This window comes from Streptomyces sp. NBC_00572, from assembly GCF_026341815.1.
Classification (GTDB): domain Bacteria; phylum Actinomycetota; class Actinomycetes; order Streptomycetales; family Streptomycetaceae; genus Streptomyces.
The window spans coordinates 152769-164813 of the sequence record NZ_JAPENX010000001.1 but is presented as its reverse complement, the minus strand read 5'-3'; the positions used below and the strand labels follow the sequence as shown (position 1 = coordinate 164813).

The window sequence follows — 12045 nt, the reverse complement described above, 5'->3', positions numbered from 1 at the left end:
GCCGGGGACACCGCGCACGCCCACCGGCGCGCGCGGTCCCCGGAACGGTTCCACCTCTGCGGGGGCAGGTCCCCACACACACTTCGTGGCCGTCTCACGCATACCCGGCGCGAGACGGTTGGACAGGGAGATACGACAGGTGGCAGCACCGAAGAAGGGCCGAAGGCCGGCGGGGGGACAGAGCCGGCCGGGCCGCGCCCTGGCACTCATCCTGATCGCCATGGTCGCGCTCACCGGCGGAATGTTCTGGTCGGGGCACACCACCCCGCGCCTGGGCATCGACCTCGCCGGCGGTACGTCGATCACGCTCAAGGCCAAGGCTGAGCCGGGCCAGGAGTCGGCGGTCAACGAGACCAACATGAACACCGCCGTCGGCATCATCGAGCGCCGTGTCAACGGTCTCGGTGTCTCCGAGGCCGAGGTCCAGACGCAGGGCCGCGAGAACATCATCGTGAACATCCCTCGCGGGACGAACGAGAAGCAGGCCCGGGAGCAGGTCGGTACCACCGCCCAGCTCTACTTCCGGCCCGTTCTCGCCGTCGCGGCCGCCGCGCCGCAGCCGGCTCCGAGCGCCAGCTCCTCCGGCTCCCCGTCGGCCTCGCCGAAGCCGTCCTCCTCCGCCTCCGGCGCGACGGTGGGCGAGAAGTCGGCCACCCCGACGGCCACGGCCACCGCCTCCACCCAGGGCCGTGCGCTCACCGAGGCCCTCAAGGCCCCGAGCCCCACGCCCACCGGGAGCTCCTCCCCCTCCGCGACCCCCAAGGCCTCGGAGACCCCCAAGGCGAACCAGACGCCCGACGCCGCCACCGCGGCGCTCCAGCAGAAGTTCACCACCCTGAACTGCCTCGACCCCAAGCAGCGGACGGCCGCCGGCGAGGGCGTCAAGCCCGCCGATCCGGCCGTGGCCTGTGGCACGAACGCGATCGGTGAGTGGGAGAAGTACCTCCTCGGCCCGGCCGAGGTCGAGGGCAAGGACGTCAACGACGCCAAGGCCGCGATCGACCAGCGGACCGGCCAGTGGATCGTGGACATGGAGTTCACGAGCGCCGGCTCGAAGAAGTTCCAGTCGATCACCAGCAAGCTCTCGCAGCAGACCGAGCCGCAGAACCAGTTCGCGATCGTCCTGGACGGCGAGGTCGTCTCCGCGCCCCGTGTCCAGACCACGCTGAGCGCCAGCGCGCAGATCTCCGGCAGCTTCAACCAGCAGTCCGCCCAGGACCTCGGCAACATCCTGTCGTACGGTGCCCTGCCGCTCTCCTTCGAGACGCAGAGCGTCGACACCGTCACCGCCGCCCTCGGCGGTGACCAGCTGGAGGCCGGTCTGATCGCCGGCGCCATCGGCCTGGCTCTGGTCATCATCTACCTGGTGGCCTACTACCGCGGCCTGTCGCTGATCGCCATCCTCAGCCTCGGCGTCTCCGCGCTCCTCACCTACGTGATCATGGCCCTGCTCGGCCCGGCCATCGGCTTCGCGCTGAACCTGCCGGCCGTCTGTGGCGCCATCGTCGCCATCGGTATCACCGCGGACTCGTTCATCGTGTACTTCGAGCGCATCCGCGACGAGCTCCGCGAGGGCCGCACGCTCCGCCCGGCCGTCGAGCGCGCCTGGCCGCGCGCCCGCCGCACCATCCTGGTCTCCGACTTCGTGTCGTTCCTGGCCGCGGCCGTGCTCTTCCTCGTCACCGTCGGCAAGGTGCAGGGCTTCGCGTTCACGCTCGGCCTGACCACCCTGCTCGACGTCGTCGTGGTGTTCCTCTTCACCAAGCCGGTCATGACGCTCCTCGCGCGGACCAAGTTCTTCGGCGACGGCCACGCCTGGTCCGGCCTGGACCCGAAGCGACTCGGCGCCAAGCCGCCGCTGCGCCGCACCCGTCGTGCCAATGCCTCTGTCGCTGGCCCTGTCGACCCGAAGGAGGCGTGAGATGTCGAAGCTCGGCGATCTCGGCGCCCGGCTCCACCGTGGTGAGGTCGGCTACGACTTCATCGGCAACCGCAAGATCTGGTATGGCCTGTCCATCCTGATCACCATCACCGCCATCGTCGCCCTGGCCGTCCGCGGCCTGAACATGGGCATCGAGTTCCAGGGCGGTGCCGTCTTCACCACCCCGAAGTCGGAAGTCTCCGTCAGCCAGGCCCAGGAGTACGCGGAAGAGGCCTCCGGCCACGACGCGATCGTCCAGCAGCTCGGCAACGGCTCCCTGCGCATCCAGGTCGGCGGCCTCGACACCGCGCAGTCCGACCAGGTCCGCTCGGAGCTCGCGAAGGACCTGAACGTCCCCGAGGACAAGATCGCGGCCGAGCTCGTCGGCCCCAGCTGGGGTGAGCAGATCGCCACCAAGGCCTGGACCGGTCTGGGGATCTTCATGATCCTCGTGGTGATCTATCTGGCCATCGCCTTCGAGTGGAGAATGGCGGTCGCGGCGCTCATCGCGCTGATCCACGACCTCACGATCACGGTCGGCATCTACTCGCTGGTCGGCTTCGAGGTCACCGTCGGTACGGTCATCGGCCTGCTGACGATCCTCGGTTACTCGCTGTACGACACGGTCGTCGTCTTCGACTCCCTCAAGGAACAGACGAAGGACATCACGAAGCAGACCCGCTTCACGTACAGCGAGCTGGCCAACCGCTCGATCAACGGCACCCTGGTCCGTTCGATCAACACCACCGTCGTCGCGCTGCTGCCGGTCGCCGGCCTGCTCTTCATCGGTGGTGGCGTCCTCGGCGCCGGCATGCTCAACGACATCTCGCTGTCGCTGTTCGTCGGTCTCGCCGCCGGTGCGTACTCGTCGATCTTCATCGCCACCCCGCTCGTCGCCGACCTCAAGGAGCGCGAGCCGGCGATCAGGGCACTCAAGAAGCGCATCATGGCGAAGCGGGCCGGTGCGGCCGCCAAGGGCGAGTCGTACGACGGGTCGGACGACCGGTCCGTCGACGACAACGAGATCGCCGTCGTCGGCCCGCGGGCGAGCCGTCGCGGCCGCTCCTCGGAGCAGCGAGGATGACCGCCGAGGCCCAGGACGTCACCGACCTCCTGCTCAGCCGTATCCGCGACGTACCGGACTACCCGAAGCCGGGCGTGCTGTTCAAGGACATCACGCCGCTGCTCGCGGACCCGGAGGCGTTCACGGCGCTCACCGACGCCCTCGCCGCGCTGTGCACCGCGCACGGCGCGACGAAGATCGTCGGTCTCGAGGCGCGCGGCTTCATCCTGGCCGCCCCGGTGGCCGTCCGGGCGGGCCTGGGCTTCATCCCGGTCCGCAAGGCCGGCAAGCTCCCCGGAGCCACGCTGAAGCAGGCGTACGAGCTGGAGTACGGCACCGCCGAGATCGAGGTGCACGCCGAGGACCTGGCCGCGGGCGACCGCGTCATGGTCATCGACGACGTCCTCGCCACCGGCGGGACGGCCGAGGCCTCGATCGAGCTGATCCGCCGCGCGGGCGCCCAGGTGGCGGGCGTCGCGGTCCTCATGGAGCTGGGCTTCCTGCCGGGCCGCGCCCGACTGGAGCCCGCCCTGAACGGGGCGCCGCTCACGGCACTCATCCGAGTGTGATCCTTCAAGTCCGACGATCTCCCGCCCGATAACGGTCGAGGGATACGGCGATGGGCGCCCGGGACCTCCCGAGGCGCCCTTCGTCGTTCCCGGACGTTGTCACGCTGCCAGGAGGAAGTCGTATGGACATGTCGCGGAAGACCGTCGCCGGAGTCGTCTCCCTGATCGCGCTCGCCGCGCTCGGGACCGCCGTGAACCCCGCGAGCGCGGGCCGCCCGGCACAGGCCCCCGCGGCGGCCCCCGGGGTCGCGGCCGATTCGTGCGTCGGCTGGAAGAACGCCGGAAGCGCGCCCCTGAAGTGGACGAAGGCAAGTGACGCCTGCGGCCACTTCGGCGCCGAGGGCATGAAGATGGGGTACGCCTGGAAGGTCTACCGGGGAGGCAGCATCTGCATCCGCGCCAAGGGCTTCGACGCCCGGCGCAAGGAGTTCTGGTCCAGCCCCCTGTGCGGGAAGAGCGGCTCCCTCAAGGTCCACTGGGGCAATGTCGCCGCGACCAAGGAGATCCAGGTGAAGGGCGGGCCCTCCCTGCTCCGCTGGAACTGACGGCCGGCCGGCGGCGGGGGTCGCGGGCCGCGCGACCCCCGCTCTCCCGGGGCGAGTGACCACCGCGTGCGCACCGCGACCCGTGGCTCGATACCATGGCCTTTCCGGGCCTGACCGGGGGACCCGGTATCTCCCCCAGACTCCGTCCGGGGGGACCCAGAGGAGCGCTCTTGCCAGACGAGGCCCAGTCACTCTCCGCCGCGCAGCCCGACCCGAAGGCCGAAAAGGCCGCGCCGGGGACCGGCACGCCCCAGAACAAGCCCGCGGAGACCGGGCCCCCGCCTGCCGCGCCCACGCCCGTACCGGCCTCCGAGGCCCCCGCGCCCGCGCGGCCCGCGCCCGCCGCCCCCGCACGCTCGGGCGGCTCGTCCAACCGCGTCCGCGCCCGCCTGGCCCGGCTCGGCGTCCAGCGCTCCTCCCCGTACAACCCGGTCCTCGAACCGCTGCTGCGGATCGTCCGATCCAACGACCCGAAGATCGAAACGGCGACTTTGCGCCAGGTCGAGCGGGCCTACCAGGTTGCCGAGCGCTGGCACCGCGGCCAGAAGCGCAAGAGCGGCGACCCGTACATCACGCACCCGCTCGCCGTCACCACCATCCTCGCCGAGCTCGGCATGGACCCGGCGACCCTGATGGCCGGGCTGCTGCACGACACCGTCGAGGACACCGAATACGGCCTGGAGGATCTGCGCCGCGACTTCGGCGACCAGGTCACCCTGCTCGTCGACGGCGTCACCAAGCTCGACAAGGTCAGGTTCGGCGAGGCCGCGCAGGCCGAGACCGTCCGCAAGATGGTCGTCGCCATGGCCAAGGACCCGCGCGTCCTGGTCATCAAGCTCGCCGACCGCCTGCACAACATGCGCACCATGCGCTACCTCAAGCGGGAGAAGCAGGAGAAGAAGGCCCGCGAGACCCTGGAGATCTACGCGCCCCTGGCCCACCGCCTGGGCATGAACACCATCAAGTGGGAGCTGGAGGACCTCGCCTTCGCGATCCTCTACCCCAAGATGTACGACGAGATCGTCCGGCTCGTCGCCGAGCGCGCCCCCAAGCGGGACGAGTACCTCGCCATAGTGACCGACGAGGTCCAGACGGACCTGCGCGCCGCCCGGATCAAGGCCACCGTCACCGGCCGCCCCAAGCACTACTACAGCGTCTACCAGAAGATGATCGTCCGCGGCCGTGACTTCGCGGAGATCTACGACCTGGTGGGCATCCGTGTCCTCGTCGACACCGTGAGGGACTGCTACGCCGCCCTCGGCACCGTCCACGCGCGATGGAACCCGGTCCCCGGCCGGTTCAAGGACTACATCGCGATGCCGAAGTTCAACATGTACCAGTCGCTCCACACGACGGTCATCGGACCCAACGGCAAGCCCGTCGAGCTGCAGATCCGCACCTTCGACATGCACCGGCGCGCCGAGTACGGCATCGCCGCGCACTGGAAGTACAAGCAGGAGGCCGTCGCCGGTGCCTCCAAGGTCCGCGCCGACGTCCCGAAGAGGACCGGCAAGGACGACCACCTCAACGACATGGCGTGGCTGCGCCAGCTCCTCGACTGGCAGAAGGAGACCGAGGACCCCAGCGAGTTCCTGGAGTCCCTGCGCTTCGACCTCTCCCGCAACGAGGTCTTCGTCTTCACGCCCAAGGGCGACGTCATCGCCCTGCCGGCGGGGGCCACCCCCGTCGACTTCTCCTACGCCGTCCACACCGAGGTCGGCCACCGCACCATAGGAGCGCGGGTCAACGGGCGGCTCGTACCGCTCGAATCGACCCTCGACAACGGCGACCTGGTCGAGGTCTTCACTTCCAAGGCCGCCGGCGCCGGGCCCTCCCGCGACTGGCTGGGCTTCGTCAAGTCCCCGCGCGCCCGCAACAAGATCCGCGCCTGGTTCTCCAAGGAGCGCCGCGACGAGGCCATCGAGCAGGGCAAGGACTCCATCGCGCGGGCCATGCGCAAGCAGAACCTGCCGATCCAGCGGATCCTCACCGGCGACTCCCTCGTCACCCTCGCCCACGAGATGCGCTACAGCGACATCTCCTCGCTGTACGCGGCGATCGGCGAGGGCCATGTCACCGCCCAGTCGATCGTGCAGAAGCTCGTCCAGGCGCTCGGCGGCGAGGAGGCGGCCACCGAGGACATCGACGAGGCGACACCGCCCACCCGCGGCCGCTCCAAGCGACGCTCCAACGCCGACCCCGGTGTCGTCGTCAAGGGCGTCGAGGACGTCTGGGTGAAGCTGGCCCGCTGCTGCACCCCCGTGCCCGGCGACCCGATCATCGGCTTCGTCACCCGCGGAAGCGGCGTATCGGTTCACCGCAGCGACTGCGTCAACGTGGAGTCGCTCTCCCGGGAGCCGGAGCGGATCCTGGAGGTCGAGTGGGCGCCCACCCAGTCCTCGGTCTTCCTCGTCGCCATCCAGGTCGAGGCCCTGGACCGCTCGCGGCTGCTCTCGGACGTCACCCGGGTCCTCTCGGACCAGCACGTGAACATCCTCTCCGCGGCCGTCCAGACCTCCCGTGACCGGGTGGCCACCTCGCGCTTCACCTTCGAGATGGGCGACCCGAAGCACCTGGGCCACGTCCTGAAGGCCGTACGGGGCGTCGAGGGCGTCTACGACGTCTACCGCGTGACCTCGGCCCGCAGGCCGTAACAGCGGATACGAAAGGGCGGCTCCGGTACGTACGTACCGGAGCCGCCCTTTCGTATCGGCGTATCAGCCGCCGAACTCCTCCAGGCCCTTCATGGCCTGGTCGAGCAGGGCCTGGCGGCCCTCCAGCTCACGGGCGAGCTTGTCGGCCTTGGCGTCGTTGCCGGCGGCTCGGGCCGCGTCGATCTGCTTGCGCAGCTTCTCGACCGCGTCCTGGAGCTGACCGGTCAGACCCGCGGCACGCGCGCGTGCCTCCGGGTTCGTCCGGCGCCACTCGGCCTCCTCGGCCTCCTGGATCGCCCGCTCCACCGTGTGCATCCGGCCCTCGACCTTGGGACGGGCGTCACGCGGCACGTGGCCGATGGCCTCCCACCGCTCGTTGAGGGAACGGAAGGCCGCGCGCGCCGCCTTCAGGTCCGACACCGGCAGCAGCTTCTCGGCCTCGGTCGCGAGCTCCTCCTTCAGCTTGAGGTTCTCGGTCTGCTCCGCGTCCCGCTCGGCGAACACCTCGCCGCGCGCCGCGAAGAAGACGTCCTGGGCACCGCGGAAGCGGTTCCACAGGTCGTCCTCGTGCTCGCGCTGGGCGCGGCCGGCCGCCTTCCACTCCGTCATCAGGTCGCGGTAGCGGGCCGCCGTGGTGCCCCAGTCGGTGGAGTTCGACAGCGACTCCGCCTCGGCGACCAGACGCTCCTTGGCCTTGCGCGCGTCCTCCCGCTGGGCGTCCAGCGAGGCGAAGTGGGCCTTGCGGCGCTTCGAGAACGCCGAGCGGGCGTGCGAGAAGCGGTGCCACAGCTCGTCGTCGGACTTGCGGTCGAGCCGGGGGAGGCCCTTCCAGGTGTCCACGAGGGCCCGCAGCCGCTCGCCCGCGGAGCGCCACTGCTCGCTCTGGGCCAGCTCCTCGGCCTCCGTGACGAGCTTCTCCTTGGCGGTGCGCGCCTCGTCGGTCTGCTTGGCCTTCTGCGCCTTGCGCTCCTCACGGCGCGAGTCGACCGTCTCGACGAGCTTGTCCAGGCGGGTCGCGAGCGCGGCCAGGTCGCCGACGGCGTGGTGCTCGTCGATCTGCTGCCGGATGTGCTCGATCGCCGCGGTGGCGTCCTTCGCCGAGAGGTCGGTGGTCCTCACCCGCTTCTCGAGGAGGCCGATCTCGACAACCAAGCCCTCGTACTTGCGCTCGAAGTAGGCCAGGGCCTCCTCAGGGGTGCCGGCCTGCCACGATCCGACGACCTTCTCGCCCTCGGCCGTCCGCACGTACACGGTGCCCGTCTCGTCGACGCGGCCCCACGGGTCGCTGCTCACAGCGCCTCCTCACCATGATGCCGTCGCGGGGTCGTACCCCCCGGGCATCGTCCACAGTTTCCCGGCGGGCCTCGCCCGCCTTCCGCAGCGCGGCCGACGGCCCAACGCTGCACAACGCCAATCTAGGCGAACGGCGGCCCGGCTGTCCGCACTCAGCGCGACCGAGATTCACGGTCACGCGTGCGTGCGGACGCCCGGCTCACTTCTTCGCGACGGTCGCCTTCTCGACGGTGACGGCCTTCTTGGGGGCGCCGTCCGTGGCACCGCCCGTGACACCGGCGGCGGCCACGTCCTTGACGACCTGGAGGCCGGCCGCGTCCATCTTTCCGAACGGCGTGTAGCTCGGCGGCAGCTTGGTGTCCTTGTAGACGAGGAAGAACTGCGAGCCGCCGCTGCCCGGCTGCCCGGTGTTGGCCATCGCCACGGTGCCGGCCGGGTAGGTCACGGTGCCGTCCGAGCCCGCCTTGCCGAGCGCGCCCAGGTTCTCGTCCGGGATGTTGTAGCCCGGGCCGCCCGTGCCGTCGCCCTTGGGGTCACCGCACTGGAGCACGAAGATGCCCTGCGTGGTGAGCCGGTGGCACTTCGTGCCGTCGAAGTACTTCTTCGCCGCGAGGTGCGAGAAGGAGTTCACCGTGCGCGGGGTCTTCGCCGCGTCCATGGTGATCGTGACGTCGCCCTCGTTCGTCTTGAGCGTCATGTCGTACGTGGCCTTCGCGTCCACGGACATCTTCGGCTCCGGGCCCGCCGACTCGCTCTGCGAGGGCGCCGGGCTGCTGGGCGTGCTGCTCGCCGAGCTCTCCGGACCCGTCGCGTTGTCCGAGCCCTTGGGCGAGTCGTCGCCCGTCAGCGCCACGGACGCGTAGACCGCGCCGCCCGCCGCGAGGACCACCGCGAGGGCGGCCGCGACGACGGTGTTGCGGCGCTTCGCCTTGCGCCGGTTCTCCTCCCGCCGCTGCTGCTGCCGCGCGTACTTCTCCCTGGCAAGCTGCCGCCGCCGCTGATCGCTGGTGACCACCGGTTCCGCTCCTGTCGCTCGTCTGTTCCTGTCCTGGCCGGATGTGCCCGTACCGTATACGGGTTGGCTGTGGAACCGGCACCGCCGGTAGGCTCTGATCTGCCGCATTCCGTGATCTCTGCCGAATTCCGCGCCCCCGTGCCGGACGACATCTAAGGACGAACGTGCTGATTGCCGGGTTCCCCGCCGGGGCCTGGGGGACCAACTGCTATCTGGTCGCCCCCGCCGCAGGCGAGGAGTGCGTGATCATCGACCCGGGCCACCAGGCCGCCCAGGGTGTCGAGGAGACGCTGAAGAAGCATCGGCTCAAGCCCGTCGCCGTCGTCCTCACCCATGGACACATCGACCACGTCGCCTCCGTCGTCCCGGTGTGCGGCGCCCATGACGTCCCCGCGTGGATCCACCCGTCCGACCGCTACATGATGAGCGACCCGGAGAAGGCCCTCGGCCGCTCCATCGGGATGCCGCTCATGGGCGAGCTGACCGTGGGCGAACCCGACGACGTGCGAGAACTCACCGACGGTGCCGAGCTGAAGCTCGCCGGTCTGGACTTCTCCGTCGCCCACGCGCCCGGTCATACCAAGGGGTCGGTGACCTTCAGGATGCCGCAGACCACGGAGATCCCCTCCGTGTTCTTCTCCGGGGACCTGCTGTTCGCCGGCTCCATCGGACGCACCGACCTTCCCGGCGGTGACATGGACGAGATGCTCGCTTCGCTGGCCCGTGTGTGCCTGCCGCTCGACAACTCGACCGTGGTGCTGTCGGGACACGGTCCCCAGACGACCATCGGCCAGGAGCGCGCCACGAACCCCTATCTGCGGGACGTGGCCGCCGGTCTCGGGAGCACGGACGCTCCCCGACGAGGAATGTGACGAGACTTTCGTGAGCACCTTTCAGGCCCCCAAGGGCACGTACGACCTGATCCCGCCCCGCTCCGCCACCTTCCTGGCGGTCCGGGACGCGATCTCCACGCCGCTGAGGAACTCCGGCTACGGCTACATCGAGACGCCCGGCTTCGAGAACGTCGAGCTGTTCTCCCGCGGTGTCGGCGAGTCCACCGACATCGTGACCAAGGAGATGTACACCCTCACCACGAAGGGCAACGACCACCTCGCCCTCCGTCCGGAGGGCACCGCGTCCGTGCTGCGGGCGGCGCTCCAGGCCAACCTGCACAAGCAGGGCAACCTGCCGGTCAAGCTCTGGTACTCCGGCTCGTACTACCGCTACGAGCGGGCCCAGGCGGGCCGCTACCGCCACTTCTCCCAGGTCGGTGCCGAGGCGATCGGCTCCGAGGACCCGGCGCTCGACGCCGAGCTGATCATCCTCGCCGACCAGGCGTACCGCACCCTCGGCCTGCGGAACTTCCGCATCCTGCTCAACTCGCTGGGCGACAAGGAGTGCCGTCCCGTCTACCGCGAGGCGCTCCAGGGCTTCCTGCGCGGGCTCGACCTCGACGAGGAGACCCTGCGCCGCGCCGAGATCAACCCGCTGCGCGTCCTCGACGACAAGCGCGAGTCCGTACAGAAGCAGCTCGTCGGCGCCCCGCTGCTGCGCGACTACCTGTGCGACGCGTGCAAGGCGTACCACGAGGAGGTGCGCGCCCTGATCACCGCGGCGGGCGTGGTCTTCGAGGACGACGCCAAGCTGGTGCGCGGCCTGGACTACTACACCCGCACGACCTTCGAGTTCGTCCACGGCGGTCTCGGCTCGCAGTCGGCGGTCGGCGGCGGCGGACGCTACGACGGACTCTCCGAGATGATCGGCGGCCCCGCGCTGCCGTCCGTCGGCTGGGCGCTCGGTGTGGACCGTACGGTCCTCGCCCTGGAGGCGGAGGGCGTCGAGCTCGACCTCCCCGCCGTCACCAGCGTCTTCGCGGTGGCCATCGGCGAGGAGGCGCGCCGGATCCTCTTCGGCAAGGTCACCGAGCTGCGCAGGGAGGGCATCTCCGCGGACTTCTCGTTCGGCGGCAAGGGCCTCAAGGGCGCGATGAAGGACGCCAACCGCTCGGGCGCCCGCCTCGCCGTCGTCGCCGGTGAGCGCGACCTCGCCGAGGGCGTCGTCCAGCTCAAGGACATGGAGTCCGGCGAGCAGCAGGCGGTCGCCGTGGACGCGCTGCTCGACGCGGTACGGACCAAGCTGGCCTGACGGACCGTTCGGGAGAGGGGCCCGGACCCACGCGCGCGCGTGGGTCCGGGCCCCTCTCCCGTCGCTCTTATGTTCGCCTCACTTATCCCCGGCGAACGGTGGGCGCCGTCCCCCGTACGGCAGAATGACCGTGCCCACAAGGCCCGCGAGCGAGGGAAAAGGCGATATGACGAAGGCAGCGGTGGACGAGGCCGCGTCCGGCCGGGACGGCGACGGGACGAGCGGCACGATCGGCGCGAGCCGGGCCTTCGCCTGGCTGCTCGTGATCACCGGAGCGGCCGGGGTGCTCGCCGCCTGGGTCATCACGATCGACAAGTTCAAGCTCCTCGAAGACCCGAACTTCGTCCCGGGCTGCAGCCTCAACCCGATCGTCTCCTGCGGCAACATCATGAAGAGCGAGCAGGCCTCGGTCTTCGGCTTCCCGAACCCGATGCTCGGCCTCGTCACCTACGCCATGGTGATCGCGATCGGTGTGGCCCTGCTCGCCGGAGCCCGCTACCGCAGGTGGTACTGGCTCGGCCTCAACGCCGGCACCCTCTTCGGTGTCGGCTTCTGCACGTGGCTCATGTACCAGTCGCTGTACGAGATCAACTCGCTCTGTCTGTGGTGCTGCCTGGCCTGGGTCGCCACCATCGTCATGTTCTGGTACGTGACCTCGCACAACGTCCGCAACGGCGTCATCCCCGCCCCCCGCGGCCTGAAGACCTTCTTCGACGAGTTCACCTGGATCCTGCCCGTCCTGCACATCGGGATCATCGGCATGCTGATCCTGACCCGCTGGTGGGACTTCTGGACCAGCTGACCGACCGCTCACGGACGGCCGGCGGACCATCGGCGGCG

At 70.0% G+C, this 12045-nt stretch carries 10 protein-coding genes; 8 read left to right on the top strand and 2 right to left on the bottom strand.

Going from position 1 to position 12045, the window contains the following annotated elements; genetic code table 11:
- The first annotated feature begins 139 nt into the window (after window positions 1-139).
- The 5 genes from secD (at window position 140) to OG514_RS00705 (ending at window position 6752) form a co-directional block, all read left to right on the top strand.
- Window positions 140-1921: a protein translocase subunit SecD gene (gene secD, locus OG514_RS00725; RefSeq protein WP_266889699.1), complete on the top strand. Its 1782-nt coding sequence runs from the start codon at window positions 140-142 to the stop codon at window positions 1919-1921.
- A gap of 1 nt (window position 1922) precedes the next feature.
- Entirely contained in the window at window positions 1923-3005 is a 1083-nt protein-coding gene (gene secF, locus OG514_RS00720) for a protein translocase subunit SecF (RefSeq protein WP_266889697.1), read from the top strand.
- On the top strand, window positions 3002-3553 hold the full coding sequence (locus OG514_RS00715; RefSeq protein ID WP_266889694.1) for an adenine phosphoribosyltransferase: 552 nt from the start codon (window positions 3002-3004) through the stop codon (window positions 3551-3553). The genes secF and OG514_RS00715 overlap by 4 nt, the downstream gene beginning before the upstream one ends.
- 122 nt (window positions 3554-3675) lie before the next feature.
- Window positions 3676-4098 (top strand): hypothetical protein, encoded by a 423-nt coding sequence (locus OG514_RS00710; RefSeq protein WP_266889692.1) that lies wholly within the window; start codon window positions 3676-3678, stop codon window positions 4096-4098.
- Window positions 4099-4268: 170 nt separating this feature from the next.
- On the top strand, window positions 4269-6752 hold the full coding sequence (locus tag OG514_RS00705) for a bifunctional (p)ppGpp synthetase/guanosine-3',5'-bis(diphosphate) 3'-pyrophosphohydrolase (RefSeq protein ID WP_266889690.1): 2484 nt from the start codon (window positions 4269-4271) through the stop codon (window positions 6750-6752).
- Between the two features lie 63 nt (window positions 6753-6815).
- On the opposite strand, the gene OG514_RS00700 is transcribed toward OG514_RS00705, so the two are convergent.
- A complete protein-coding gene (locus OG514_RS00700; protein ID WP_266889688.1) occupies window positions 6816-8045 on the bottom strand; it encodes a DUF349 domain-containing protein in 1230 nt (409 codons plus the stop codon).
- Between the two features lie 199 nt (window positions 8046-8244).
- Complete coding sequence (locus OG514_RS00695) at window positions 8245-9060, bottom strand: peptidylprolyl isomerase (RefSeq protein ID WP_266889686.1); 816 nt, start codon at window positions 9058-9060, stop codon at window positions 8245-8247.
- A 164-nt stretch (window positions 9061-9224) separates the two neighbouring features.
- Here OG514_RS00695 and OG514_RS00690 point away from each other — a divergent pair, with 164 nt between their 5' ends.
- The 3 genes from OG514_RS00690 to OG514_RS00680 all read left to right on the top strand — a co-directional run bounded on the left by OG514_RS00690 (window position 9225) and on the right by OG514_RS00680 (window position 12007).
- Entirely contained in the window at window positions 9225-9932 is a 708-nt protein-coding gene (locus OG514_RS00690; protein WP_266889683.1) for an MBL fold metallo-hydrolase, read from the top strand.
- Window positions 9933-9942: 10 nt separating this feature from the next.
- Window positions 9943-11205, top strand: a complete 1263-nt coding sequence (hisS, locus tag OG514_RS00685; protein WP_266889680.1) for a histidine--tRNA ligase — start codon at window positions 9943-9945, stop codon at window positions 11203-11205.
- 166 nt (window positions 11206-11371) lie between these two features.
- On the top strand, window positions 11372-12007 hold the full coding sequence (locus OG514_RS00680) for a vitamin K epoxide reductase family protein (protein ID WP_266889677.1): 636 nt from the start codon (window positions 11372-11374) through the stop codon (window positions 12005-12007).
- Window positions 12008-12045: the final 38 nt, after the last annotated feature.